The organism is Bdellovibrio sp. ZFWA1 (genome assembly GCF_056175665.1).
In genome coordinates this window covers 213,988-240,641 of the sequence record NZ_JBJKJH010000001.1, presented here as the reverse complement: position 1 = coordinate 240,641, position 26,654 = coordinate 213,988, and the positions used below count along the sequence as shown (strand labels likewise).

General features: G+C 42.8%; 28 protein-coding genes and 1 tRNA gene. 17 read left to right on the top strand and 12 right to left on the bottom strand.

The window, feature by feature from the left end; all coding sequences use genetic code 11:
- Positions 1–20: 20 nt before the first annotated feature.
- Positions 21–1,502, bottom strand: a complete 1,482-nt coding sequence (locus AC04MN_RS01120; protein WP_475381342.1) for a hypothetical protein — start codon at positions 1,500–1,502, stop codon at positions 21–23.
- An 8-nt stretch (positions 1,503–1,510) separates the two neighbouring features.
- Complete coding sequence (locus AC04MN_RS01115) at positions 1,511–3,064, bottom strand: RluA/RlmK domain-containing protein (protein ID WP_475381341.1); 1,554 nt, start codon at positions 3,062–3,064, stop codon at positions 1,511–1,513.
- Positions 3,065–3,185: 121 nt separating this feature from the next.
- Between AC04MN_RS01115 and AC04MN_RS01110 the strand changes: the two genes are divergently transcribed.
- The 4 genes from AC04MN_RS01110 to AC04MN_RS01095 all read left to right on the top strand — a co-directional run bounded on the left by AC04MN_RS01110 (position 3,186) and on the right by AC04MN_RS01095 (position 5,382).
- The gene (locus tag AC04MN_RS01110) at positions 3,186–3,785 is read left to right on the top strand and encodes a LemA family protein (protein WP_475381340.1); all 600 of its coding nucleotides are present in this window, start codon (positions 3,186–3,188) and stop codon (positions 3,783–3,785) included.
- A 53-nt stretch (positions 3,786–3,838) separates the two neighbouring features.
- The gene (locus AC04MN_RS01105) at positions 3,839–4,579 is read left to right on the top strand and encodes a TPM domain-containing protein (RefSeq protein WP_475381339.1); all 741 of its coding nucleotides are present in this window, start codon (positions 3,839–3,841) and stop codon (positions 4,577–4,579) included.
- 2 nt (positions 4,580–4,581) lie between these two features.
- The gene (locus AC04MN_RS01100) at positions 4,582–5,235 is read left to right on the top strand and encodes a TPM domain-containing protein (RefSeq protein ID WP_475381338.1); all 654 of its coding nucleotides are present in this window, start codon (positions 4,582–4,584) and stop codon (positions 5,233–5,235) included.
- Positions 5,236–5,306: 71 nt separating this feature from the next.
- A tRNA-Arg gene (locus AC04MN_RS01095) sits at positions 5,307–5,382 on the top strand.
- 87 nt (positions 5,383–5,469) lie between these two features.
- On the opposite strand, the gene AC04MN_RS01090 is transcribed toward AC04MN_RS01095, so the two are convergent.
- Both AC04MN_RS01090 and AC04MN_RS01085 read right to left on the bottom strand, forming a co-directional pair.
- Positions 5,470–6,657 (bottom strand): ISL3 family transposase, encoded by a 1,188-nt coding sequence (locus AC04MN_RS01090; RefSeq protein WP_475381257.1) that lies wholly within the window; start codon positions 6,655–6,657, stop codon positions 5,470–5,472.
- Positions 6,658–6,781: 124 nt separating this feature from the next.
- On the bottom strand, positions 6,782–7,138 hold the full coding sequence (locus AC04MN_RS01085; protein ID WP_475381337.1) for a hypothetical protein: 357 nt from the start codon (positions 7,136–7,138) through the stop codon (positions 6,782–6,784).
- Between the two features lie 293 nt (positions 7,139–7,431).
- Here AC04MN_RS01085 and AC04MN_RS01080 point away from each other — a divergent pair, with 293 nt between their 5' ends.
- Together AC04MN_RS01080 and AC04MN_RS01075 are read left to right on the top strand one after the other, a co-directional pair.
- Positions 7,432–8,973: a methyl-accepting chemotaxis protein gene (locus AC04MN_RS01080; RefSeq protein ID WP_475381336.1), complete on the top strand. Its 1,542-nt coding sequence runs from the start codon at positions 7,432–7,434 to the stop codon at positions 8,971–8,973.
- A gap of 56 nt (positions 8,974–9,029) precedes the next feature.
- Entirely contained in the window at positions 9,030–10,292 is a 1,263-nt protein-coding gene (locus AC04MN_RS01075; protein WP_475381335.1) for a chemotaxis protein CheW, read from the top strand.
- Here the strand turns inward: AC04MN_RS01075 and AC04MN_RS01070 are convergent.
- From AC04MN_RS01070 to AC04MN_RS01040, 7 genes are all read right to left on the bottom strand, one after another.
- A complete protein-coding gene (locus tag AC04MN_RS01070; RefSeq protein ID WP_475381334.1) occupies positions 10,266–11,495 on the bottom strand; it encodes a cryptochrome/photolyase family protein in 1,230 nt (409 codons plus the stop codon). The two genes, AC04MN_RS01075 and AC04MN_RS01070, sit on opposite strands and share 27 nt — an antisense overlap.
- Positions 11,496–11,510: 15 nt before the next feature.
- Positions 11,511–12,470, bottom strand: coding sequence for a DDE-type integrase/transposase/recombinase (locus AC04MN_RS01065; protein WP_475381333.1), 960 nt, complete (start codon positions 12,468–12,470; stop codon positions 11,511–11,513).
- A gap of 59 nt (positions 12,471–12,529) precedes the next feature.
- The gene (locus tag AC04MN_RS01060; protein ID WP_475381332.1) at positions 12,530–12,841 is read right to left on the bottom strand and encodes a helix-turn-helix domain-containing protein; all 312 of its coding nucleotides are present in this window, start codon (positions 12,839–12,841) and stop codon (positions 12,530–12,532) included.
- Positions 12,842–12,908: 67 nt separating this feature from the next.
- On the bottom strand, positions 12,909–13,274 hold the full coding sequence (locus tag AC04MN_RS01055; RefSeq protein WP_475381331.1) for a cryptochrome/photolyase family protein: 366 nt from the start codon (positions 13,272–13,274) through the stop codon (positions 12,909–12,911).
- Between the two features lie 25 nt (positions 13,275–13,299).
- On the bottom strand, positions 13,300–13,725 hold the full coding sequence (locus AC04MN_RS01050; RefSeq protein WP_475381330.1) for an OsmC family protein: 426 nt from the start codon (positions 13,723–13,725) through the stop codon (positions 13,300–13,302).
- Between the two features lie 167 nt (positions 13,726–13,892).
- Positions 13,893–14,405 carry a YaeQ family protein gene (locus AC04MN_RS01045; protein ID WP_475381329.1) on the bottom strand — a complete coding sequence of 171 codons (513 nt, stop codon included), beginning with the start codon at positions 14,403–14,405 and terminating at the stop codon, positions 13,893–13,895.
- A gap of 74 nt (positions 14,406–14,479) precedes the next feature.
- Positions 14,480–15,673 carry a S1 RNA-binding domain-containing protein gene (locus AC04MN_RS01040; protein WP_475381328.1) on the bottom strand — a complete coding sequence of 398 codons (1,194 nt, stop codon included), beginning with the start codon at positions 15,671–15,673 and terminating at the stop codon, positions 14,480–14,482.
- Positions 15,674–15,811: 138 nt separating this feature from the next.
- On the opposite strand from AC04MN_RS01040, the gene AC04MN_RS01035 reads away from it, so the two are divergent.
- The 7 genes from AC04MN_RS01035 (at position 15,812) to AC04MN_RS01005 (ending at position 21,646) form a co-directional block, all read left to right on the top strand.
- Positions 15,812–15,934 (top strand): hypothetical protein, encoded by a 123-nt coding sequence (locus AC04MN_RS01035; protein WP_475381327.1) that lies wholly within the window; start codon positions 15,812–15,814, stop codon positions 15,932–15,934.
- Positions 15,931–17,334 (top strand): phosphoenolpyruvate carboxykinase, encoded by a 1,404-nt coding sequence (locus tag AC04MN_RS01030; RefSeq protein ID WP_475381326.1) that lies wholly within the window; start codon positions 15,931–15,933, stop codon positions 17,332–17,334. Before AC04MN_RS01035 ends, AC04MN_RS01030 begins: the two co-directional genes overlap by 4 nt.
- 75 nt (positions 17,335–17,409) lie before the next feature.
- The gene (locus AC04MN_RS01025) at positions 17,410–18,183 is read left to right on the top strand and encodes an AMP nucleosidase (RefSeq protein WP_475381325.1); all 774 of its coding nucleotides are present in this window, start codon (positions 17,410–17,412) and stop codon (positions 18,181–18,183) included.
- Positions 18,184–18,403: 220 nt separating this feature from the next.
- Positions 18,404–18,952, top strand: a complete 549-nt coding sequence (locus tag AC04MN_RS01020) for a hypothetical protein (RefSeq protein ID WP_475381324.1) — start codon at positions 18,404–18,406, stop codon at positions 18,950–18,952.
- A gap of 106 nt (positions 18,953–19,058) precedes the next feature.
- A complete protein-coding gene (locus AC04MN_RS01015; protein WP_475381323.1) occupies positions 19,059–19,742 on the top strand; it encodes a hypothetical protein in 684 nt (227 codons plus the stop codon).
- A gap of 172 nt (positions 19,743–19,914) precedes the next feature.
- The gene (locus tag AC04MN_RS01010; protein WP_475381322.1) at positions 19,915–20,352 is read left to right on the top strand and encodes a helix-turn-helix domain-containing protein; all 438 of its coding nucleotides are present in this window, start codon (positions 19,915–19,917) and stop codon (positions 20,350–20,352) included.
- 76 nt (positions 20,353–20,428) lie between these two features.
- A complete protein-coding gene (locus AC04MN_RS01005; RefSeq protein ID WP_475381321.1) occupies positions 20,429–21,646 on the top strand; it encodes a S41 family peptidase in 1,218 nt (405 codons plus the stop codon).
- On the opposite strand, the gene AC04MN_RS01000 is transcribed toward AC04MN_RS01005, so the two are convergent.
- Entirely contained in the window at positions 21,647–22,246 is a 600-nt protein-coding gene (locus tag AC04MN_RS01000; RefSeq protein WP_475381320.1) for a DUF4337 domain-containing protein, read from the bottom strand. It abuts the gene before it with no gap.
- Positions 22,247–22,506: 260 nt separating this feature from the next.
- Here AC04MN_RS01000 and AC04MN_RS00995 point away from each other — a divergent pair, with 260 nt between their 5' ends.
- The 4 genes from AC04MN_RS00995 to AC04MN_RS00980 all read left to right on the top strand — a co-directional run bounded on the left by AC04MN_RS00995 (position 22,507) and on the right by AC04MN_RS00980 (position 26,492).
- Positions 22,507–23,121 carry a hypothetical protein gene (locus AC04MN_RS00995; RefSeq protein ID WP_475381319.1) on the top strand — a complete coding sequence of 205 codons (615 nt, stop codon included), beginning with the start codon at positions 22,507–22,509 and terminating at the stop codon, positions 23,119–23,121.
- A 122-nt stretch (positions 23,122–23,243) separates the two neighbouring features.
- A complete protein-coding gene (locus tag AC04MN_RS00990; RefSeq protein WP_475381318.1) occupies positions 23,244–24,554 on the top strand; it encodes an RDD family protein in 1,311 nt (436 codons plus the stop codon).
- A complete protein-coding gene (locus tag AC04MN_RS00985) occupies positions 24,551–25,495 on the top strand; it encodes a rhomboid family intramembrane serine protease (RefSeq protein WP_475381317.1) in 945 nt (314 codons plus the stop codon). The genes AC04MN_RS00990 and AC04MN_RS00985 overlap by 4 nt, the downstream gene beginning before the upstream one ends.
- 109 nt (positions 25,496–25,604) lie before the next feature.
- On the top strand, positions 25,605–26,492 hold the full coding sequence (locus AC04MN_RS00980) for an endonuclease I family protein (protein ID WP_475381316.1): 888 nt from the start codon (positions 25,605–25,607) through the stop codon (positions 26,490–26,492).
- Positions 26,493–26,654 lie beyond the last annotated feature (162 nt).

Here is a 26,654-nt window from a genome sequence, read left to right as displayed (position 1 = left end):
CTTGTTGAAGTGGTCTTTTTTTATAGTTTTTTTTCAGCTTCGCTTACATAGAGTCGATGCATCCAGATGCGCATTTGTTTTGTGTAAAAGTCTTTTTGTCCTAATAAAATAAATTGATGCGAGAACGGTAGGTCCTTGTTGTTGTTCTTCTGGACAAAGTGACAGCGGCCCTTCACTTCGGTATGTACCAAGGTTTCGTCACCATGGATGGCGAACTCTCGAATTTCATTCAGTGGGAGGGCTCGCTGGTAAGAAAACTCAACATGATTTTCCGAGGCTTGAGTGATCTGAACTGGCATAACAGCCTTGATATCGAAACCACCATGAATTGCCGGCAGGTTGCTTTGTTCTTGAAGAACGAGGGACGGATTCAAAAGATGAATTTTCCTATTAAGGTAGGCCCTATCGACGGGCAGGTGGATGATGTCGGTAAAGAACTGGAGCTTCTCACGAAATTGCACTTCGCCAAAGTGATGCTGACTGATTTGTATCTTTTTTGTTTCAAGATCGAAGTTCTTTAAATAGGCCTCCGTGCTTCGTAAATCATCTAAAAGTGCGAGGTCGCAGAGGATGGATTGTTCGTAACGGTCGATACTTGTGTCAAGTTCGGTGATTCGGATATTTTTAAAGTTTCGTTTTAAAGAGTCTACAATATTTTTCCGGACGACCTCGTCAAAGATTGCTATCGCAACCGTGATGCTTGGGCGGTCCGGAGTTTTTTGATGGTTGGCAAACCAGGCAAAAGATTCGTCACCTTTGCGGTGGACAGTTTGTAACCCGGCTATTTTTTTGCGAATGTTTAGAAGCTGATCATTCTCGAGTCCTATGAACTCGAAATAGCACTGAAAAAATCCTTCTTTTTTGGGATGCTTTCCGCAGTGAATTAGACGTGCGAAAGCAGAGTTGTTAGCGTTGATATTGAAGAGGGGAGAGTAGTATTTAGAAACGACTCCAGGTTTAAACTCGGTATCGCTGCTGGTGACAAAACCAACTTCACTGATTTCGTCAAAATGAATGTTTTTTAGCATTTCTAGGTTGTCTAGCACCGAGCGAAATTTGATTTCTTGTCCTCGAAGTTGTTTATATCCAGTTATTGCAAAGCCAAACATTTCTTTAAGAATCAAGGGATCTGCGGGTTTTATGAGAAATGTAAAGACTTCCGGAATTTCAAAGTACTGAGGATGAAGGTGCTGGTCTTCAAATGCCAAGATAACGATTCGTACAGGATTGTCGACAAGTCCAAAACCTTTTTGACTGAATGTGTTTCTAAGATTTTTAATCCACAGAGTGGTGTCCTTAGGGGGTATTAAGTCGGCGGCTAGGATGATTAAGTGAATCTGATCGTCTTCTTTTTTCGGTGGGTTGAGGGCTGCAATGTATTTATCAAATTCAGCCAAGCTATCGATAGCTTTGTGATTGATATGATCCGAAATACCTTTTAAGGCAACATCAATAGACTTCTTGATGCTTTCATCAGCTTCTAAACTAAGCACGCCGGGCATTGGAGCTCCTACTTCTTAATAATCAAAACACCCTTCATAAGACTTTCATCCCCGGGCAGTTCAAAATCCATTCCAGCCAGGGGCATATCTACGATATTAAAGCTGAATTGAGTGCGCAGCTTTTTAAAACGATCCTTGAGATCCCACTCGTTCCATTTTTCGTAGTTCGTTGTAAAGAAGAGCATGCCTCCCTTTCCTAAAACAAAAAGACAATCAATGATCAGTTGGTTGAAATCCTTTGAGATTGAAAAGGATCCATTTTTCGAACGACCAAAAGAAGGAGGATCGCAAATTATTAAATCAAATTTGCGCTGTCGTCTTAAACATCCTTTAAGAAAGAATTGGCAGTCTGCAGCCCAGAATTCATATTTTTCGGGGTCCAACCCATTGAGTTCGAAATTGCGTTTACCCCAGTCTAAAAAATTCTGACTGGCGTCAACACTGATCACCTCTTTAGCCCCACCTTTAGCAGCGGCTAAGCTGAATCCACAGGTATAGCTAAAAAGATTCAAAACAGTCTTATCCTTCGAGTTATTAAGAACCCAATGCCGATTTTCTCTTTGGTCTAAGAAGACTCCAGGAGAAAGGCCCGTGTCTTGGCGAATCTCAAACATCAGGTCATTTTCAAATGCATTCCAACGGGTTTCGACTTTATGAAGATCCCACATGATTTCTGAGTTTGGATCGTCTCCTCGATTTAGCATATGCCGGACAAGAACCTTTTTATTGCAGGCTTCACCCATCGTTTTCCAAAGTTCTAGGTGGCGGTCGGACGGAACGCTGTCTCCATACCAATAGACCCACCATACGGGGCCGTATTGATCCAATCGCCATAAAGGATTTTCTTGATGAACCAAACGTAAACTTTGCAGTGGCTGTCGTGAAAAGTGAAACATACGCTCGCGACGATCTAGCCCTGTTAAAAGAGCGGCCTCGATAGCATCAACTTCACGTTCGGCCCAAAATGGAAGTGGAGATTGAAAGCGATGCGTTTGCCCGCGCAGTGGAACCTCTAGGGATTCGGCATGCAGGCAAAGACGAGGATAGGGGGATCCTCCGTGCTCATCGTCGCCAAGAATTGGAATATGTGAGGCCTCCGCATGCAATCTGATTTGGTGAGGTTTTCCAGTTTTTGGAAAAGCCTCCCATAAAAAATTTGGACCCATCTTTTTTATAAATCTAAATTCTGTTTCCGCATTTGGTGCTTCCGAGAAGCTGGAAAAGAATTGCCCACGATCTTTGCGGATATAGCTTTTAACAGTCATCGTCTGTTGTTGAATTTCTTTATCCGTTAAAAATACGTAGCGTTTAAAAGCTCTTTTTTGTTCGAAGGCTTCGCCAAGTTCTTTTGCGACTTCTGCTGATTTTGCAAAAATAATGACGCCACTTGTGCCTTTATCTAAGCGATGCACAACATGCAAATTGAGTCCGGTATAAAGCTCTAAGACTTCAGCAAGCCCCCAGCGCCCAATATCTGGAGCATGGGTGTTGATCCCTGAGACCTTGTCAACAAAGATGCAATCTGACAGATTTTCAAAATGGGGGGTGATTACTCGTGTCATCGTCATATTTTATACCAGTTTTACTTTAACGTCACCGGGTCCTTCGCTAAACTTGACTAGTCAGAAAATGCACTCATATTAGTTCTTACAAAAAGAATAGCCCCGTTGGAGGGGGCCCAAAATGAGAAATTATTCATTCCTTAAAGCCGTACTTTTGTCAGTGACTGTCCTTGGTTTGGCTGGATGTGGAATCCAATCTATTCCCCAATCAAAAAATGACGTTGAGGCCTCTTTGGCGGAAGTGACAAACCAATACAAAAGACGAGCAGATTTAATTCCTAATCTAGTGGAAGTTGTAAAAGGGTATGCAAAGCATGAGGAAGGGACTTTAACTGCTGTTATAGAGGCTCGTGCTAAAGCGACCCAGACGATCATCGATCCTAGTAAAGTAACGGCAGAACAACTTCAAAAGTTTCAAGCGGCCCAGGGAAGTCTGAGTCAGGCCTTGGGCAAGTTGATGATGGTCACAGAGCAGTATCCAAACTTGAAGGCTGATCAAAACTTCCGTGACCTTCAGGCCCAACTTGAAGGTTCTGAAAATAGAATTACTGTTGCACGACAAAGATATATTGAGTCCATCAAAGGATTTAATAATCTGGTCACTGTACCACCTACCAGTTGGACGAATAGTTTATTCTATCACCACGAAAAAATGCCTCAGTGGGATGTAGATGCAGCCGAGAAAGAAAAAATTGAAAAGGCTCCGGAAGTAAAGTTTTAGTTTAAAAATCTCACTTTCTAATTCTAACTTAAGAATTAAGAATCGATGCTTTCATGAAGCTATTATTATTTAGTCTATTTTTTATGATGAGTGTGGGCCTTCAGCGGGCCCATGCTGTTTTCGAGGTCCCGACTTTGCGTGGTCCCGTTATGGACTTGGCTCAGATCATTGATCGCTCGGATCAGCGGGAACTTTCTCAACTCTTGTTTGATTATAATAAAGTTGGTAAGGCGCAGATCCAGGTTTTGACTGTAGACAGCTTGGCCGATGAGGCCATTGAATCAGTGTCGTTGAAAGTCGTGGATGCCTGGAAGTTAGGTGATGCAAAAGCCGACAATGGAATACTCTTCATCATCGCTCCTGCGGAACGAAAACTGCGTATCGAAGTAGGTCAAGGACTTGAGGGAGCTTTGCCGGATGCTTATGCTCGGCGAATTATTGATGATCTCGTTGTGCCTATGTTTAGGGCCGGCAGAATGTCAGATGGTGTGATTGTTGGTGTTCACGAGATTATACGAATCGTTGACAAAGAATACGCCGACGGGAAGCAGTTGGCCGAGCCGGCCGGAGCGACGAAACAAAAAGCATCTTTCATCGTTCAACTTTTAGTCCTTATTTTTCTATTTTTGATTATTGGTTTAGGAAAGTTCGGTGGTGGCGGCGGTGGCCGACGCTATAGAGGCTATGGTGGCGGTTGGGGTGGTCCAACTGGAGGAACCTGGTCTGGTGGCAGCGGCGGTTGGTCTGGCGGTGGCGGTGGCTTTAGTGGCGGTGGATCGTCGGGGAGCTGGTAGTTATGAAGCAAGCAAAATGGATTTTAGATTATTTATCCGAACAGCAAATTGCAGAGATTTCAAATTATGTGAAAGCGTCCGAGCAAAAAACCATGGGTGAAATCGTTCCCGTGATTGTTCGGCGTTCGTCGCAGATTCGTCATGTTCCTGTTGTTGTGGCTCTGTTACTATTGGTTGTGTTCTTACTTGTCGAAAGTTCGATGACGGATTTTTTATTTGTGTGGCCGGGGCAATTGTGGTGGCCCGTCGTTTTTGGAGTGGCTTGGGGTCTTGGACTCTTGCTTTCTAAGTTTCGCTGGGTCCAAAGATTTTTTATTCCCGATGCGGATGAAATCGAACAAGTTTTGCGAAGGGCTCAGTTAGAGTTTTTTATTAATCGTGTTGATAAAACAAAAGAAGGAACGGGGATTCTTATTTTTGTTTCCGCTATGGAAAGAAGGGCCTTTGTTTGGGCTGATGGGGCGGTTTCGGAAAAAGTACCTGCCGAAGAGTGGGATCGTATTGTTGATGAAATGACAGGACGTTTTCGTCAAGGGGACTGGTTTTTAGGTTTAAAAGAAGCCATTAGCGATTGTGGCGTCATTTTATCCAAACACTTTCCAAGTCAGAAAGAAAACCCTAACGAGCTAAGTAACAGTTTAATTGTTAAAGATTGATGGTTGCTTGCCGCGTTAGTGTTTGGAATTTACTGTCTATTTAGTTAGTATTCTAAGAACTAAATCACCGTGCAGTCGTAGTTCAATGGATAGAATACCCGGCTTCGAACCGGTTGGTTCCAGGTTCGAGTCCTGGCGACTGCACCACTTCTTATTTTAACAGAGCCCTTCTTTATGGCTCTTCTCATTTAACTGTTGGCTCTTCTCATTTAACTGTTTATCACTCAGCGCAATTCAATAAAAACAAGCATTTAAGGTTTTCAGTCGATAGTTTACAAAGTTTTTAAACCCTCTGGCCCGCTTCTGGAGGGCCTTTGCGTTCCCGTTAGTAGCCTCCGTAAATCCATTTGTCCAACGATTTTCAAAGTATCCAATTAAAGGTTCCAGCCACTTTCTGAGGGTTCTTCCGAGAGTATTGGCAGCTGACTGGCTTGAGTTTTTTAAGTCATTAATAAAGCACTCAAGATTTCTTCTCCCTTGGCGTCGGTTCCGACAATTATAAAACTGCCGCAGGCGTTCTTTGTACCAATACAACTCCTCAAGATCGGGGTGCTTGTGGAGGAACTTATCGAGATCTCTTTTTTCTGTATAATTTAAGTCTTCGCGATTTCTCAGGATTAGGCGACGTTGTTTTAGCTCCAACTTATTGCCGTTAATTTGTTTTCTCAACTTCATCATTGCAGGATTTAGAAGCCGGAGAGCATGAAATTTATCGGCTACAATTTTAGCGTTTGGGAAGAGTCTTCGCACAATGCTTAAATATCCGTTCGACAAATCTATCACTACCACTTTGACATTGTCTCGGCCTGGATAGTGTTCAACAGCTTCGAAAATTGATTTCGCATCTTTACCTTTGCACATCTCAAACAACCGACGCTTCTTTAGATCACAGAACACCGTTGCAAACTCTGCATAACCATTTCTACGAGTGAAAAAGTGTTCGTCGATGCCCAATATTTCCGGCCACTTCATTCCGTCGCGATCTTTGAGTTTCGCAGCCAGAGCCTCATAATGGACCTTATAGATAAATCCACTGGAGCAAGAGTGATGCGTTCGCACTAATTCTAGATTCACGTAGTTTTTGCAGTCTTTGGCTACGGCATTGCGAAAATGTCCCGTACTTCTTCGGCGTGGCCAAATACCTTTTACTGCCTCTGTAAAGGGCTTGCGGCAGTTCTTGCAATAGTACCGATGCTTTTCAATACGCAGCCATAATGGCCTTTCTCTAATTGGCGCATCGCGGACGACGCTGAATGCTTTTCCAGCTAAAGTATTCGATGGTGTAGCGCATTTGGGACAAACTTCGCAGGAAGCTCTTATTTTTTTAACCTCCCAAAGATATCCGTTGCGAAAACCTCTTGAAGACAAAAATTTTAGTTCCTCAGATAGCATTTGATCGGCTAAGTTGAAGTCCGTGGGCATGGTCTAGGCTCCTGAAAAAGATGTGTTGTGGTAAACAAATCTTATGAAGAAACCTATTCCGTGCCTATTCTTTTTGACTCAATGCTTTATACAGTGAAGTGTGAAGATCCAGAGCCCTTATTTTTTAGCCTCTGGAATCGACAATTTCTAAAACTTCGACGCTGTCACCAGGAAAAAATGAGAAGTGCGGATGTTCTAAAAATATTTTTGCCGCTTCTTCCTGCGAAGAGGCTTCGATGACAATATACTTTCCAATTCTACTTGGGCTCTCTTGAATGCCATTTGAATCGACAGTTAAAGTTCTTTCTCCGACAGAGCTACCTTGAAAAATAATTTTATCACCAAATTTTTCTTCCCAATTTTCGCTTGCGACCGTTCCCTGCAAAATTCGTTCTTTTTGTTCATGGGAACCCAAATTTTTCCAAGCCTGATGGTTTTTACTATTTTCAGCACAAGTGAAAAGAATCAAAAACTTTTTCACAGAATTCTCCTAGTCAGAAAAAATTGGTGGAGGACAGCTCAACAGCCTAACCTCTTAATACTACTTTCTTACTTTTTCAGTGTCTAAGTAATGTCCAAGTTGGCGTAGTATATTTTTTTACAGCCTCCGAGCCATCGCGGTAGCCTTGTAACATAACGGTTTTAGCCTACCTGCACTATAGTCTGTTTTAAATGCGTACTTTATTAAGACGCGAGCTTTACTTATATGAAATCAGACTGGAATTATCTAAAGGAATACCGATAAGACATTGTTGATTCTTCGAAAGGATTACTATGTCGGACGTTAATCATAGTTCATTTCTACAATTTCTGGAACGCTCGGACGTCCTAGGCGGGAAAAATGAAGTCATAGAGGCCCTTGATAGAGTTCAAGCCATTATCTGTTTCGATGCCCAAGGCGTTATCGAATTTGCAAATGAAAATTTTTGTTCGGTGATGGGATATCAGCTGACCGAGATTCAAGGCCAGCACCATCGCATCTTCTGTGATAAGGACTATGTAGATTCAAACTCATACAAAGAATTTTGGAGTCGTCTTGAGAAAGGCGAATCGTTCCGTGATTCGTTCAAGCGTATTGCAAAATCAGGCGACGTGGTGTGGATCATGGCGTCCTATAATCCTATTTTTGATACCGAAGGCAAAGTGATCCGTGTCGTGAAGTTTGCTACCGATATTACCGCAGATAAGAACCGTAATGCCGAATTTGAAGGGAAGATTGAGGCTCTTGATCGGTCCAATGCCGTTATCGAATTTGACTTACAGGGAAATATTCTGACAGCCAATAAAAACTTCTTAGATACCTTTCATTATTCATCCGAGGAAGTTGTTGGCAATCACCATCGAATATTCTGTGAAAAAAGTTATACTGACAGTCCTGACTATAAAGACTTTTGGAATCTGCTTAATCAAGGTCAGTATTATTCTGGCCGTTACAAACGGTTTGACAAGTCTGGGACTCCAGTCTGGATTCAAGCGACTTATAGTCCGATTAGGGATGCTGAGGGAAACTTCTATAAAGTCGTTAAGTTTGCGACGGACATTTCAAAACAGGTGGCTATCGAAGAAGAAGTGACGCAAATTGCATTAAGCTTTGTTGCAGAAGCTTCAAAGATTCAACAGGCGACTCAAACTGTTCAAAAAAGTAGCGAGAACTTCGAAGAGACCAATACCGTGGTTTCAGAGGCGATGCAGAGCTTAGTTGGCTCAATCTCGGCCATCGATTCTAGTAAAGCTAAAGCTATTGATATAGGGCAAGTTACGCAGTCCGAGACAGATCAAGGAACCAAAAAACTTCAAGAAAACGAAGAGGCGATGAAGAACATCCGTCGGGCTTCAGATGAAATGAAAGACATCGTCTTAGTTATGAGTGAAATTGCAACCCAGACGAATCTTTTGGCTTTTAATGCAGCGATTGAGGCGGCACGTGCCGGAGAGCATGGGCTTGGATTTTCAGTGGTTGCGGATGAAGTCCGAAAGCTTGCGGAAAAAGCATCGCAGTCGGCTCGAAGTATCACAAAGCTTATCGATGATTCGTCTAGAAAAATTGATAGTGGCTTTTTAAGTCTAGAAAAAGTGCAAGAGTCCTTTAAGAAGATATACGAGGGCGTCGATTCAACTAATGACTCGATTTCATTGATGTCGAGTGAAATTGTTCGACAGCGGGACTTAGCTGACAACGTCAGATCGGCGTTAAGTTTAGTCGAAGAGTCTGCCGAGGTTGTAAAGTCGTCAGCTGAAAATATCTCGACTACGGCCGTTCATTTGGTCGAGAAAGCCGAGACCTTAAAAGAGTCTGTTAGAAAGTTTGCAGGTTAATGCCAAATAAAAGATACATTTCCTTTTGGGTAATCGTAGAGTCTCAGAAGCAGCAAATGTTTCTAGAGGAAGCTTATTTTGGAATGGCGCTGGCTGCCGTTCCTATCGAAAAGCTTTTACCTGAAGGTAATTTAATTCAAGTTTTGTTATTTTATGAGGGGCGAAATCTCCCGATGATTTCTATTGGTAAAAAGCGGCAGGATTTAGAAATTGATGCCCAAAATGCACAGTATCTTTCGAAAGTCTTTCTTTTGAAATACCAAGGGCACTATTTAGGAATGAAATTTCATGAAATGGATTCTTTAATTGATGAATCAGATCCGGCTTTTGATGTTAAAAAAGTTGTTGTCGTCGATGAATTATTTCAGTACGTCCAGGCACATAAATGGCCGCTGCCATTGGTTCAAGATAATCGAAGGGCTCAGATAAATAGCCGACCTACGCATTGCCGGGTGGACATTGGTGCACTAAAGATGGCGGTTGATCTTAAGTCAATCTGTGAAATTCAAAATGAAGTTGTTGTTGAAAAATCACTTTTCAATAGCGATTTTTGTGACGGCTATGTTCGGTTTCGAGGAAAATATGCACCTCTTATTTCACTGGATTATTTCTTGCGAAACAAAAGGCGATCCACTTATCCTACAAAGTCTGTATTGATCTACGAGGGCTCGAGCGGAGATTTTGTGGCGTTTGCGGTTCACCAGTTGATTGATCTAATATCTCAGGATCAGTTTAAACCCGACGAATTATTAGAGCTAAAATATTATTTTGATAGTCCTGAGGTTCAAGAAGTATTGAATCTCCACAAACAAATATACAAAGATGGAACTTCTTTGAATCCAAAGGCTGCCAAGCAAACCGGACAACGACGAACTTACATTCAATTTGAAAATGAAGGAGCCTATGCCATCGAGATTCATAGTTTTCTTAAAGTTTTTCGGGTAGATCAGGGGGATGGGTTCTTCGAACAATCAGGCAAAACTTTAAACTACGAAGGTGCATCGCTTCCGATTCTTGATTTTGCAACTGGAGATTACTTGGATTATGACCTTCGAGCATTCCCGGAAAAGGTAGTCATGATTTTGCAACAGCAACCACATATTTTTTTTGCAGTTGTCGTCGATCGACTGGAATCTATACTAAATCTTTTCGATGGCGAGCTTTTGCCTTTTCCTAAAGTCATGGCTAATGTAAAGCAAAAACCAGTTAATGCCTGGGTGGACTTCTGTGTCGAGACTCAGCGCGAGGGGCAGGCGCGATCGGTATTATTTGTAAATCTAGATTTAGCTGTCTCAACTTTGAACCAAGCGGCAGCGTAAATCATCAGCGGCTTTGTAAATTCGTTTTTTCTTTTCAGGGTCCATTTTTTCAATTGTTCTCACCATCATGGACATCCGGGGATTTTTTAAAAAGAACTCTTTGTTTTTTTCTATGAACGACCAATACAGACCATCCACACCATCGCACCAAGGCTCTGAAGCCTTGTAGCCTCCCATTTTGCGATAGTAGTTCGAGCCGCAGAAGTAGGGCTTCGTGGCAAAAATGCCACCGTCAGAAAACAGAGCCATTCCAAAGACGTTGGGGCCCATCACCCAATCTGATGAATCTATAAACATTTCCATAAACCAACGGTAGGCCTCATGTGGATCCACCTCAAGCAGTAACATAAGACTTCCAACAACCATTAGCCTTTCAATGTGATGAGCGTAGGCATATTTGTTGGTCTTGCGGATGGTAGCATCAAGTGGCGCTATTCCTGTTTGGCCGGTGTACCAAAGGTTATTTAACTTTTTTTTGTGTTTAAAGAAGTTGCCTGATTCCTGAGTATCTGAAAAATTTTGATAAATACCGCGGATGAACTCTCGCCAACCAATGACCTGACGGATAAATCCTTCGACTGAAGCGATGTTAATTTTATTTTTTTTGGCATACAAAAGAGTGCTTTCAATCACTTCATCAGGGGTCACTAAGCCTGTATTTAAAAAGGGAGTTAATACCGAGTGATAGACGAAATCAGAATGCGTAGGAATCGCATCTTCGTAGGGACCAAAATTAGTCAATCGTTCTTCTAAAAAGCTATCCAGCCAGCTTAAGGCTTCTTCACGGCTGACTGGAAGCCAAAACTGCTCACTGCGGCCGGGATGCTGAGGAAAGCGAGCTTCAACAAGCTCTTGTACTTGCTTAACTATGGGTGACGGTCGAATAAGGGGAACATCCGGGGGCAGTCTATTGGCTGGAAGCGGCAGACGATTTTCTTCGTCAAAACTCCACTTTCCTCCGGTAGGTTTGTCATCTTTATCAATTAGGACTTTAAGTCTTTTGCGTTGAGATTCGTAGAATGTTTTCATGAACGGTTTTTTATAACTGCTAAGGTAGGTTGCAAATTCCTTGCGGCTAGTTAAAAACATTGGCGATGGCAGGACTTGAAGTTCGACGTTTGCTTTTTCAAAAATTTTGATCAGTCGTGTTTCGAAAAATTTATCTTCAATTTCGAAAGTGTCCTGTCCGAGCAACCCCCGCACAGAGTGGGCTGAAGTTTAAGTCAACACTGTGTTTGAAGGTGACTGATCCTGTTCCCAGTGTTTTCTTCTCAGTTCTTGGGCTTTCTGTCTAGCCCTTTCTCTTCGCTTCATTAGTTCGTAGCGGCCTTGGTGATGAACGGAGTTCGGGGCAAAGCCACCGTTGCCTTGATTGGGCCGGTGGAAGTTGTAGTCATAGATCTTTGCCCCGATCAACTTGTGAGCCACCTCTTCATTCTCGTACTGTTCTTGAAGATAAATTTCTTCTCTCTTTAACGTGCCGATGACTCGCTCTGTGCGAGCATTGCCTGTGGGTCTACCGATGCCACTGAGCCATAGCTTCAACCCCTGGATCTCGATGTTGTTCTTGGTATAAGCCGCCGTATTAGCACTGCCATGATCGGCAACGACGATTGGACGAAGTGCCCCATGCGGCAAAAAATCAATGCGCTCTTTGGCAACGGCTTCAGTGACAACTGTTACCACTTCGTGTTGAGTGATTTTGTGATAAAGGCCCCAAGACAGGATTTTTCTTGAGTGCCAGTCAAGCAGCACGAGTAAAAACATAAACTTGCCGTTCACATTGACCCACGTCCAATCCATCCCCCAGATTAGATTACTTCGCCAAGGTTCATGCAACAGCATGTCCTCTGGTGGGACGATGAGCTTGGGCGGCTTTTGTTCAAACGGATGATTCAGGCCGTGGGCCTTCATAATCTCGGCGACTTTGGTTTTACCAATGAAAGCCTTGGCGTTTTTCTCTAAGTGGTAAGCAATACGTCGGCAGTGCCAGTCGGGATTTTTCTTGGCGAGCCTTACCACGGCCTTTTCTTCTTTCGGTGTGATCTTGTTTTGGCCGCCACCGCCACCGTGATTCTCCTTTAAGCCATTTTCCTTCCATCGATAATACGACCGAGGATGCACCTCAAGCGCATCACAAATCTTCTTTACTGAGTGATGCTTAATATGCTCATCCACGAAGGCCCGGAGGGCCTCTCGTTGATCCTTGGTCAAATGACGGCCATATAGTGGCCCCTCTAAACCAAGCGACTCTTTTTTTTCATTGCAGCGAGTTCTATTGAAGTTTCGAGTAAGGCTTGAGCCAGCACTTCTTTTTCGGCTTTGAGTTCTGCCATCGCTGGATCTTCTTTTTGCTTTGGACCGCGCTTGATATCTTTTAGACCCGCAATCCCGCTTTGAAGGAACTTCTGCTTCCAACGCGAGAGTTGCGCTGGCGCAATGTTTTCTCGGCGACAAACGGCGCTTGCGCCCAGGCGTTCGGCCTCTAACACCAACTCCGCCATTTTCTCTGCTGATCTTCTTGTCCGCTTTTTCTTTGCTTCGCTCATTGTGACCCCTTTGTATCATGGTTTGTTCTCCTTTGAGAACTAGGGCTACCTTCGAGATTTCAGCTACTTAGCTCAAAATCCGCACACTTTTTTGACTTAAATTATCCCGCCATCTGTGACGAACGAGCCCGGACAGCACAAAAGCAAATACTTTGTTTATTTTATTATCTTTTATAAAGCTCAGAAGCGATTTTTCGTATGAACCAGGATTTTCCCCCAGTTCCTCATAGTGGACATTATATTTGCTTTTAATAAGTGCTTTTGCATAAGTTCGCATTGCCGCTAAAAAAAAGATGATCTTGTGTTTATGAAAACGATAATAGGTACAGAGTTCGGGGTCTTCCCGCATAAATATATTTTTTGTGGGAATCTCTTTTAACAGATGTTGCGGGAATAGTTGATTTCCCAAAATAAGGAGTGCCGATTTTTCCATCTCTGTGTATCTTTCAATGTTTTTGCTAAATAAATCTAATTTCGTAAGTTATTTCAGTACTAACAGAATTAAGTATAAATCCCGAGGCAAAGGTTTTTTTCGTTAACATTAAAAGACGGTCTGGGTTTGATGCTCCCAAAATTTCAATTTGCATATGGCACGATTTCATAACTGTTTTTTTGTCTTGATTTAAGTCTACAGAAAGTTGTGCTTTTACTTTTAGATTTGTGAACTGCACCTTTGAATTGTGGCAATAAACTTTAAAGGTTCCAACAAAACAACTTACTAAAGCTGAAACAAAGAGGTCTTCTGGGCTTGGGGCTCCGCCTGGGCCTGAAAATTCTGGGGGGATACTGCAGTTAACCGTATGTCCTGAGGCTTCGATCGACCAACTGTCATTTATATTGTTTGATGTCTTAGTTTCAATAGTGAATGGAATCGGAAGTTGCATAAGGACCCCTTATAACTAAATATTCCAATCATCTTAGCCTTGAATAAGTAGATGCTCATCTGAGATTGGAACATCTTGAGTAAATACATAAGCTTTAGCTCAGAATTGTTTTTCGACAATTATTAGATAAAATATTTTGGCTAGTAATAGGACATGCAGAACGCATTTTAATTCAATTGCATTACGAAGGTTTCGTTATCAACGGTCACATCAACTTGGCCCTGTTGTACAACAAGCGTCCATTTATTTAGCTTGTCTAATTTAGTGGCTAAATTTTCTAAAAAAGCACTGGGCAAGGCTGTAATCTCGATGCCATCACCTCGATGGACTTTATCCTCAACAATTGCTGATTTAAGGACTTCAGGGTTTTTATATGTAAAGACTCGAACCTGCTTTGCCGTTTTTGTGGCTTTATGAAGCTTTCGAGTCGGTGGATTTCCAATTTCAATCCAAAGATCAACGCTATTGTGAAGGCCTAGCTTAAGAAGTGCCGGGGCATCGGGGTCAGCAAGCCCGGCTGCGCTGAATTCGACGCCTTCGTCGTATGATAAACAGTATGCAAAGACTCGGCTTAGAAGATAGACCAAGGTTTCAGAGGGATGTAGGGCGATTCGGAAGTCTAAACTTTCATATTTGCCGCGATCTATGTCTGAAAGTTCAATTTGAAAACGGTATAGCATTACAGCCTTTAGCTAAGAATGGGTGACGTTAGGGGATTTAAAGAAGGGAGCCTTTAAGCTCCCTTCTGTTTTTACTATTTTTTCTTGCCTTTATTATTTGCAGCTTCGAAGGCAGCACCCAAAGCACCAAAGCCTTTAGAGCCCGAAGTGCTAGTAAAGCCCTTCCATGCATCGGCCTCTGGGTCCCGTGGAATACTCAACGAGATGCGACGTTCGGCGGCGTTGATCTGAGCCACTTGAACTTTCAATTTTTCGCCAACTTCCATTTTGTCCCAGTTAGTTTCGGGATTACTTTCCTTCATTGAAGATCTAGGAAGCAAGCCAGTCATACCAGGAGCAATATTTATGAAAAAGCCAAAGCGTTCTTTTTTCTCGATAGTGCCTTCAACCATTGTTCCGACCGCAAACTTTTGGGCCATATCATCCCAAGGATTCGCTTCTGCTTGCTTTCTAGATAGAGAAATTCTTAAGCGTCCGGCAGAGTCGTCTTCGATTTTCAAGACTTTAACATTTACAGTTTGTCCAATTTCAACGGCTTCTGATGGATGCTTCAAGTGTGTCCAGCTGATTTCAGAAACGTGAATCAATCCCTCGACCCCGTTAGCTAGCTGAACGAAGGCTCCGAAGGCCTCAAGGCGGGTGATTTTTCCAGTCAGAGCATCACCGACTTTCGTTGCTTGAATGAAGGCACCTTGGTTTTCGGCCGCTTCCATATCAAGTACTTTTCTGCGAGAAACAACAATGTTGCGTCCTTTTTGTTCGAACTTCGTAATGATAAATTCGAATTTTTTGCCAATGTACTTTTCAGGTTCTGAAATTTGCCCTTTATCCATTTGAGAGATCGGGCAGAAAGCTGTTTTTCCCATAATGACCACGCGGAAGCCACCGTTCACAACTTCAGAGACGCGACCTTCAACCGGAGTTTCGAAATCGAAAGCGTCCTCTAAGCCTTCAGCCATCGCTTTTGAAGATGGTTTTGCAGTCAAATGTACCAAGCCCTCTTGGATTTTTACGACGAATAGGTCTACTTTTTCGCCGATTTGTACTTTGACTTGGCCTTGCTCATTAAGCAGTTCAGTACGAGGCACCATTCCGTCTTGTCCCGCAACTGTAACAAAAATTTCTTCTTTTCCAATGGTCAGAACTTCGGCAGCGACTTTGTCGCCTTTAGAAAGTTTATTGCCAAGACCTTTAAACGAGGCCTCAAGCATTGCGCCGAAATCATCTTCTTTTTTAGTAATATCATCGCCAAAGATATCTTTAGCCATCGTGTGCTCCTTCAGTAAAACAAGGGCCATATTCAACTCTGAAAGAGGCTATTTGTCATTGAGAAGGCAAGGTTGCGCGATGCGTTTTTAGCTGTTTGTCCTCATTTTTGGGTTCAAATTAGCAGCACTGGGGGATTTATGTCATTGATTGCACATATGCAGACATTAAATAAAAACTTATTCATCGATTCGCCTAAGTCCTGGCTGATGCAGCAGAGCATTCAAAAGGGCCAAGGGAAGTTAGGACCCCAGGGCAATTGATTATTGAAACAGGTAAGCACACGGGGCGCTCGGCTAATGATAAATACGTCGTAAAAAGCGTTAGCACCGAGTCTCAAATTTGGTGGGAGAATAACTTGAACTCGATGACGCCATCGCAGTTTTCCCAACTTAAACAGGATATTGAAATATATCTAGGGCAGCGAGACCAACTATTTGCAACCCATCGTTCGATAGGTCACGGTCAGCACTTTGCGCTAAATATTGAAACGGTTTCGGAGATGCCATCGGCGGCGATGTTCACACAGTATATGTTTAAGCCGTCGCAAGAAAAGAACGAAGGATGCTTTGGAATTTTGCATGCCCCATTTATGGAGATTGATCCGCAAAAATATGGAGTAAAGTCAGGGACCGTGATTGCTACTTGCTTTGATCAAAAACTAACTTTGATCGTTGGCACACTGTATGCCGGAGAGATCAAAAAATCGATGTTTTCAATTATGAATTTTTTGACTCCCGCAAAAGGAATTTTACCCATGCATAGTGGGGCGAGTCAGACTCAAAACGGGGACAGCTTTGTATTCTTTGGCTTAAGTGGAACAGGAAAAACCACATTATCCACAGACGAAGGCGTTTTTTTGATCGGGGATGACGAACATGGTCTTTCCGAGCGCGGTCTTTTTAATTTCGAAGGTGGCTGCTACGCAAAAACATTTAAGTTGTCTGGTGAAACGGAGCCGGCAATTTTTTCAGCAAGTAATCGTTGGACCTCGTTTTTAGAAAATGTCAGTTTTGATAGCGAAAAAGCTCAATTGGATTTTTTTGATTCATCGTATACAGAAAATGGCCGTTCAAGTTATCCACTTGAGTTTATCAAAGATAAAGTCGCTGATGGTGTGGGGCCACTTCCCAAGGCGTTGTTCTTTTTGTCTGCGGATGCCTTCGGCGTACTGCCCCCTTTGGCTCGCTTAAGCACAGAGCAGGCAATGAAATATTTTGTTCTGGGGTATACGGCGAAGCTTGCAGGGACTGAAATTGGCGTTAAATCACCTAAGGCCACGTTCTCGGCGTGTTTTGGTGCACCTTTTATGCTGAGACGGCCTACCGAGTATGCAAGCCTGCTTTCGACTTATATTCATAAACATCGTTTGCAGGTATATTTAGTAAATACTGGATGGACGGGCGGAGAGTACGGAGTGGGTGAGCGTTTTCCTTTGAGTGTGACCCGTCGACTTATTCGGGCTGTGCAAAACGGGGAGATGGCGGAAGCTCAGTTTGAAGTTGATCCCATATTTGGCTTTGAAATACCAGTGGCCGTCAGCGGCGTCGAGACTCGTTTGTTAAATCCAAGGAAGGCTTGGAAAAACTCTGACGACTATCAAAAGAAAGCCTGGGAGTTGCAAAAATCATTTGAAGAACAGTTTAAAAAAATGGAGTCCTAGTTTGTGTTTTGAGCAGACTCCTGCTTTAATATGATATTCATTTTTTAAGATGTGTTTAAGATAATTGAGGACATTATGAAGTCAAAACAAGAGATCGTAGAAAATTGGTTGCCTCGTTACACGGGAGTTCCCTTAAACGAATTTGGGCAGTATATCCTTCTGACAAACTTTGGAAACTACGTTCATATGTTTGCTGAAAAATTTGGAGTGCCGGTGCGGGGATTAGATCGCCCGATGCAGTCGGCGACAGCAAATGATATCACGATTATAAATTTTGGTATGGGCTCGGCCCTGGCTGCAACCGTGATGGATCTTTTGACGGCCATTAGCCCCAAGGCAGTTTTGTTTTTGGGTAAGTGCGGTGGGCTTAAAAAGAAAAATCAATTGGGTGATCTTATTTTGCCAATAGCGGCTATTCGTGGAGAGGGAACCTCGAACGACTATATGCCACCAGAGATTCCTGCATTGCCCAGCTTCCGTTTGCAACGAGCGGTCTCGTCGATGATTATTAAAGCTGAAGCCGACTATTACACAGGAACGGTATTTACGACCAATCGCCGAGTGTGGGAGCACGACGAAGCGTTTAAAGAGTATCTTCGAAAAACTCGCGCAATGGCGATAGATATGGAGACTGCGACGATCTTTGTTTGCGGTTTCGCCAACGAGATTCCTCATGGGGCCCTATTACTTGTCTCGGACAACCCCATGATTCCAGAAGGAGTGAAGACAGAAGCCAGCGATAAGGTTGTGACTCAGCAATATGTAGAGCGCCACCTGCAGATCGGCATTGATTCCCTTTGCGAGTTGCGCGATTCCGGTGGATCTGTGAAACATCTTCGCTTTGAATAATATTCAAAGAGCCCGTTAAAGACGAAAAGACTTCGGAAAAACTCCGAGGTCTTTTTTTATTCACCGCATGGCGTGTCATATAAGACCCTGAAATGACGCGCTTTTTCAAGGGGTGGTTATTTTATGGTAATAAGTAAAAATTGGGTCCTTTCAACGAATTAACATATTGTGTCATTTAAGGTTCTGAGGTATAACCAAGCGCACTTTTTTAATTAGCACAATGTATTTCGATGGGGAGGCTCCTTTGGGACGTCAGATGGATGAAGTTTACGAAAACGATCTTATCGATAACGAAGATGAATTAGATCAGGATAATGATGATGCGAAGTCGGCCGAAGAGCTGAAGGACGTTCAAGAAATCGAAGCTTTATTAGCTGCCAATCCTTTCATGACTGATGAAGAGGAAGACTTTAACTTTGATGATGTTGAAAATATCCTCGAGTTAACAGAAACAGATCATCCACGTTTTACACTAGCTAAGAATAAAGCTCGCTTTATGAGAATGGTTAGCTGGTACCGTGGTAAAGAAGAATGGATCGAAGTAGCTCCTTTGTCAGGAGTCACAAAGCTTTTCAAGCACCAAACTAAAGAGTTGGAAGGTATCCGCTCTTCAAAGCTTGATTACGAAATGGAGCTTGAGACGGGAACATTGACTCCTTCACAGCGTTCTTATCGCCGTGACGAGTTGAAAATGTGTCGAGTTCAAGAAAAAATGGCTGTTCATTTGATCTCTAAACTTCAAGTGAAGATCAAGTCTGGCCGTAGATAGTAATAAGAAAACTCCTTACAGAGTTTTATTTAAAAGCACTCCTTTTGGGGTGCTTTTTTTATTGGGCATAGCTCCTGCAAATTCGATTTGTAAGGAGTGGTTTTCTATGAATATAGGCCTTAAATCGAAATGGATGGTAAGGGCGCTGTCTTGGCTGTCTAAGCTCTTTACATTTGTCATCCTGTTGAGCTCTTTAACGACCCCTGCCACCGTGTTGGCAGGGCCTATGTCCTGTGAAAACCTATTCCATGAAAACGCGGCCCACTTGATCGGAATGAATCGCCTGTATGAAGGTGAGGACAAGGGTGCTTATATTGATCCGGTGACAAAAATGCCTTGGAAGGTGAAGTACTTCACCGAAGGCGAACGGGCTCCTTATGAGTTGAAAATTAAAGATGGCCGTTTTTATGACCTCAAAGGGAAGCGTGCAGAGTCCGAATATGATGGTGAGTCAATGTCCTTTGAAACGTCTTTACTTGTTATTGATAGGGATTTTCGAATTTTCGTTCTGCCGTTTGAATCTCGTGGCGAATATCATCATTCTAGCCTCTCTCGGGGCGAAGATGTTTTGTTTGCAGGGACTGTTGCGTTTTCACAGGGAATTTTAAGAGAGATCACAAACTCTAGTGGCCACTATAAGCCCACGGGGCAAGACACATTATATATCTTAAAAAAGTTAGCCGATGAAGGGGCGCTGTATCCTCAGACCAAAATCGGTGGCCAGGCCGCTCTAGAGCTGTCGAAGCAATACTCGGTTCAGTGGAAAGAGTTGCTTGATGCAGGTTTTTAAGTAGCAAGTTACATTTACGAAGGTCGGGGATGCGAGTCTTTTCACGCATTTAGACTGTCTCAAAAAAAAATTAAAACTAGCCCTAAAATCCCAGCGTGATACGCCGATAGGTATATTGTGAGTCAAATTGACTAAGAAAACGTACTTCAATGTATCAATCGGGGAGGATTTAATGTCTCGTACAATCATGATCGTCGTGTCAGATAACCAAGAGCAGTTCGAAAATATCAAGAAGCAGTATGAAGGTCAGGACGTGACGGTTCAGTGCTATTCATCATCGCAGTGGCGCGAAGGCATGGACAATGCTTTCTTCAGACAGCAACTGCTAAATGGTGTTCCATCTTTGGCGACGGGCACAGCTCCGGTAAATTCAGAGTACTCTGGAAACGTTGTTGCGTTCCCAACGAACTCTTCGTTATCTCCAATCTCTCCGGTTCAAAAAATGGAAGAAATCGAAGCTCATGCAATTGAAAATGCAATTGCCCAGTACAAGGGTAACTTGACTGAAGCTGCCAAAGCATTGGGGATTGGTCGTGCGACTCTTTATCGTAAAGTTAAGCAATACCATATCGATCCATCTGCAGCTCGTAAGCGCAGAATGGCAGCTTAATTCTTTCGTAAGATTTTAAAGACCGGTGAAAGCCGGTCTTTTTTTTTATCCAAAATACGGCTAGTCTATAGATCTAGTGAACAGAAGTATTTTAGGTGGCTTTGCTGTTATTTTTCTGTGTTTTGGAGTGACCCTGTATGGGGTGACGTCGCGGTCGTATTATAATCCGTATCCAGAAATTTGTGATTTTGTGGTGAATTCGATTTATATCGAGCCTTCTAAAATGGCGAATTGGAAAAAACTTTGTGAGTCTCGAAAGAACTTAGTGAAGCCGTGGTCATCCAAGAAATTAATAATTCAGGATTTAAACAATGTCTTTGATCAACTGAAAGTCTCGCATCTGCAGGTTTATGATCCAGCCAGTGTCCGAAAGTATTGGCACGGAGATGTTTTAGAGACTGGTATTGAGTCGCGATTTGTCGAAGGAGAATTGGTCGTAACCTACGTGCACAAGGGGTCCGCAGCTGAAAAGGCAGGGGTTCGATTATTTGATGTTATTAAAGCAATTAACAACGAGCATCCTTCTGAAAAAAATGCTTCTGAAAGCAGCGGAGAGTTTCAATTATCGCGCCAAGGTAACAAGCTGATTCTGCAAGTAAAGGCAAATAATTTTACTAAATCAGATCGAATGGAAGTTCAGACCTTTCAAGACTATTTCGTTTTAAGAATTCCTAGCTTTCGAGAGTCTGTTTTTCAAGGCAATGCCTGGCAAGTCGAGCTTGAAAAACTTAAAGGCAAAGCAAATATTATTGTCGATTTAAGAGGAAATGCAGGCGGTAATTTTTTTGCGGGTTTAGCCGTTCTTAGTCACTTTGTTTGTGATGTCTCTGAAGTTGGAAAATTGAAAAGGCCCAGGTTTTTGAATTTGCCTAAGAAAGAACTTCCTTCCAAATTAGATGATCAATTTCATATTCGTCAGTTGAGGTCTTCTTCAATTTTAAGTTTGAAAACTTTCAGAGTAGAAACTTGCTTGACTCATCCTAAGGCCGTTTTGGTTGATGCTGGGACTTCGTCGGTGGCCGAGATGGTAGCGCAAGGGTTTCGAGAGCTTGTAAAGGCTCCTATTCTTGGATCTGTTACCGCTGGAAAGTTGTTAGTAGGAATGTGGTATCCGTGGCCCGAATTAGGGCCAGGTGTTGAAATTTCTATTCCCGAAGCCATTTATTTAAGCCGATACGGAGTGAACTTAGAGGATGCCGGAGTCGCACCTGATAAATCATTATTTTACCGACTGAAAGATTTTAATAACGGGCGCGACTCATGGCTCGAACAAGCTATTAGCTATCGGCCTTAATTAAATAAGTCCGACCATTTTGAAAGCCGCAAGGGTGAACGAGGCACCGAACAATCCAAGGGCGATCATGCCGGCAAAAAATACTTTTTGCATCTTTTCATTTTTTAGGATCAAGGCAATGGCTCCGACGACAAGACAAATTTGGTAAAATAAACTGGCCATGTCGAACTTGTCCCCAGCCTGTCCTAAGCCCTGAAGTTGCTGTTCAATCTCTTTAGCGCCCACGACTTTACCTAGTTCGCCGTTGATATCTTGCACCCAATTTTCTTTTCCAACGGTGGCGGAGCCTAAAAGAATTTCTTTCTTTTCTTTTTCATATTTTTGGATTTTCTTTTCAAGGGTATCAAGGTGGTCTTGAATTCCGGCTTCGGATTTTCCTGCAATCGCACCATTATCAAGAAGGCTTTTTAAAAGTGCGGCTTCGCCTTCGACTAAACTTTGCTTTATAGACTTTGATTGATACCATTGATAGGCGGCGGCTTTATCATTGGTCCCAATGATTTCGTCGTCACCATACTTGCCAGCAAATAGATCGCTGACGGCCATGCAGGCGGCAAAGATGGCAATGACAACTCCGGCTTTAGTTTCAAAATTAGACATCTTAAACTCCTTCCTTTAGTGGATCTTTTCCGACATTAAATCCACTGATTAAAAATACTGGACCATTGTCCATTTTAGTTCTGCGAAATAATTTGAGACAATCAAGATGAAACGTCAAACAGCTTTTGTGCAGGTGTCCATGAGGTGTGCAGTTTGATAGTGTTTAATGCAAGCTAGGGCCGTCTGAGATGGCACAAACTTCGCTTTGGTATAAGATAAGAACGTCCGTGTTAGGATGTCGAAGAAGCAGGGAGTTGCACATGTCGAATAACGTAATCCAGTTTCCCGAGAATCAAAGCCTTCGTAAGCGCTTGATGGACAGAACTCAGGATCGGAAGGCCGTATTGGGACTCTCGATTGCTTCAGTATTGATGGTGACAGTATTTTTGAACGAGTGGCTCATTGTGAGAAAAGCTGAGGTTAATACAACTGGAGGCAGTCGGCAAATCGCCAGCTTGGATCAGGCATCGTTAGCTAATGATATTAAGTGGGAGCATAATCTGGCAGGGCAGTTGGCGCAGGCCGATCTTAAAAAGCCAGTTCAGTTGGCGGAAAAACCAACTCTGCGCGATGAGCTTGTGTTTGGATACTTACAAGGTAAATACGGCGTTAAAGTTGTCCAAGGCAAAATTCAAAGCATTGAATTTTTGAATGCAATGGCTGGTGATAAGCCTTTAAAAATTGAAAACCGAACCGAGTTTTTGAAGTCCTATCGTGCTTTAATGGTGCGGCCATTTGATGAGGTGACTTTAAGCACTCAGGTTGCAGGCAAGGAAGTTTTTACTTTGCTTGATTCCTCGAAGTCTATTGTTGGGCACGCAGAAGTTCAATTAGATGACGAAGGTCGAGTGCTACAGGTCCAGTTTCTTGAATAGCTTAGATGTGTATTCGAAAAGATTTTTAATAATAAAAAAGACCGTCTGAGTGACGGTCTTTTTTATTTGCGGAGTGATGATTCCGGACTCGAAGATGACTAAAAATGAGCCGATAGGTTGGTATGGTTATACGAGACTTATCCCAACCCGAATCTACTCCACGAACTCACGAAGATGAAGTTCGAGTTGCTCCAGTCGCAGATCGACTGTTGGCCTTGTTTTTAGACTTTCTGATATTTTCTCCAGTGGTAAGTTTGCTCGGAGCCGGGATCTTAAAGCAGATTCGCACCAGTCTTATCATTGATGCTAAATCGCCTCAGGCCTTTGTTAGTTGGATTTTATTTTTTGTCGTTAGCTTTTTAGCAACCTGGTTGCTTCAGGCTTTATTTATTTATGCCTGGAGCGCGACGCCCGGCCAAAGATTTATGCAGCTCAAGGTTATTACGTGGCCACATCGTCATCTTGAGATGACTTTTTCTAAAGCTTTGGTGCGATCGTTTTTATGGTGCGTTAGCTTTATATTTCTTGCGGTGCCATTTCTAGAAATTTTAGGACATCCTTTTCGGAGAGCTTTGCATGAACGTGCTAGCGATACTCTTGTAGTGACTTTAAAAGATCAAGAGTCCGCGCCTCTTCTCATGGAGTCACGTTTTATCGCATCTTGGATGAATATGTTTTTCTTAGCTTCGTTCGTATTTTTAGCATTCACGGGATTGAGTCTTTGGCATCGTTACGAGAATCGTTTGGTTGGAGGGGTTAGTTCAGGGAAAGTTCCAGCATTACTCAAGTGCGAACAAGTGGATGCTGCTATAGCAAAGCAGGAAATTAGCAGTGATAGAAGGTTGGACTTAGCGATGACGCTTTGGTTGTCTCAGCCTCTACAGACGGATTGTTTAGAAAAAGAGGCTGACTATGTCCTGTGGTTTTCGAAGAATCATTCGCGGGGATCTGAAGATTCAAAAAGTCTTGGTTGGGCTTATTTGGCTAAATCTCAACTGAGTTCGGATAAAAAAACGCGACTTAGTTATTTAAACAAAGTTTGCGAACTTGACGCGAAATCAGAAGCTTGTGAACTGAGCTATCTTTTAGAGCAGACCAGTTTATCTGTTTCGCGTATCGAACGTCCGGGTTTAAAAAGTTATACCAGCGATTGGCTTCTATTGAAGGCCGCCAGTGAAGAAGGTGCTATTCTTAAGGTGATGCAAACTTACCATCGATTGAAATCTTTATCGTTATTGAAGGAAGGCGTTGCTAAAAAGTATGTGGCGGCGGTGTGGGACCTGCAGGGAAAGTATTCTGTTCAAAATGGTCGGTCTCCGGCCTCTGCGAAAAATAATTTCGAAGCTGGGGCTGAATTGAAAAGCGAAGCGCCCGAATTGGCAATTTACAAACAGGTCCTTCAAGATTTCAGGAAGGAATTTGATATTCCATGATCATCCCATTTCCCGAAGACTTGCATCCAATTCAAAAATATCCGCTGACATTTACGTTGGTTCTGATCAACGTTTTGATTTTTGTGGCTATTTTTGCGCAGCGAGGGGATGTTTACAGCCGTCAGGAAATGTTGAAGCCGGCGCAGCTCGAGTTGACTGGTAGACTCTATTTCGAATGGCGGCAAACTCAGCCGCCGGGGTTGCTGAACGAACCGCAATGGCTTTCAGAGCTTCAATATGAAAATAATGAACAGATGCAAATTCTTGGTGGATACGCTTTAAGAAGTGCGCCATTTATAGACTCCGCAGAGGGTTTTGATTTTCAAAAGGGAGATCTTGTCTTAATTGGCCGTTGGAAAAAATTATTGAATGAGTATAAAGACTTCTATCTTGGGCAAAGTATTTTCCAGTATGGTTTGAATGCTTGGATTCAAAACCCGTTATCTTGGATCACTTATCAGTTTTCTCACTCGAATTGGATTCACTTACTTTCAAACATGATGTTCCTTGTGATGATGGGTGTTGCTGTCGAATCTTTGGTGGGGAGTGCGGGCTTGTTGTTAGTCTACCTATTGGGAGGTCTTGCCGGAGGAGTATTGTTTACCAGTCTGGGGGCCCATGGAGTTGTTCCAATGGTTGGAGCTAGCGCGTCAATTTCAGCTTTGATGGCATTTTACTGCGTTGCGGAAACGCGTTTTCGTATTCGGTACTTTTATATGTTGATGCCATTTCCTGGGTACTTTGGACCCATTTACCTCCCCACATTATTGATTGTTCCGTTATTTTTGGTGGTTGATTTAGCATCATTGATTTCTACTCCCGAAGGATGGGGCGGCGGTGTTGCCTATTCGGCCCATTTGGGTGGAGCCGTTTGGGGAATTTTAACGGCGCTGATTTATCGAAGTGTCAGCAAATCTCGAAAAAAAATTATTTTTTCCTAACAAAGTCCTGACAAAACCCATGGAATTTCTTCATTGACATAAAACTCGTGTCAATGGACATTTGCCGTGTAGAGGCTGTACATCACCCCCAACCCATAGGCGGACCAGAATGAAGATGAACTTCATTAAGACAGTGATTGTTTTTTGTTCTTTTTCAATTTTTGCTCAAGGTGCTTCGGCGCAGTTTAGAGCATCTCAAAGCGTACTTGTTCCTTATTATGGACAAGAGTTTTACAACGATTTGAAGTCGGGTGTTCGCAATGAAAACCTGATCACGCGTTTAAAACAAGTTCTTCGCAGCTACCATATCAAACAAAAAAGCGGGCCTGATCAGATTGCCAGCGACTGCCAAGGACAATCTGGTTGTTACGCTCAATCTAGTATCGGGTATGATCGTGCTCGAGTTTTCTTGTTAGGTGGCTTTTACTTAGTGAAGCAAGCTGATGGATATGCAGTAAAAGAAGTTTATTGTGACAAAGAGTACGGTCGCTCTGAATTTGGAAAAAGACAACAGCCAGGACCAAATCAGATCCCAGCCAATGAGGTTGTAAATATCGAACACACATGGCCTCAGAGTCGTTTTTCTGGCCGTCATCCTAAAGACGTTCAAAAGGCAGATTTGCATCACCTTTTCCCAACTGATTCTCAGTTGAATGCAATCCGTGGGAATCATAACTTCGGTGAAGTAGTAAAAGATAAGCAGCAACTGAAGTGTAATTCTGGTGCGCGCTTTGGATCCGATACGAAATCTGGCCGTGATATCTTTGAACCGCCTCAAGATCACAAAGGCAATGTTGCTCGCGCCTTGTTCTACTTCTCGGTTCGTTACGATTTGCCAATCGATCCAATTGAAGAAGCATACCTAAGAAAATGGAACAAGGAAGATCCGGTTGATGAAGAGGAAGCTCGCCGAAACGAGGAAATCTTCAAGCAACAAGGGAACAGAAACCCATTTGTCGACTTCTCTGAAATCGTTGATAGTATCGAAAACTTCTAGTTTGAAAAATAAAAGGGTCCGCAGGGGCCCTTTTTTCATGAAACAATAAATTTATTTTAAGTCTTTTTAAGATTTTTCTTGAAAAGACTTTTTTACTTTGGTGGAATCATCTTTAAGGGAGGGGTGAGACCACGGAAGGTTCCTAGGGCATGATGCCCTCAT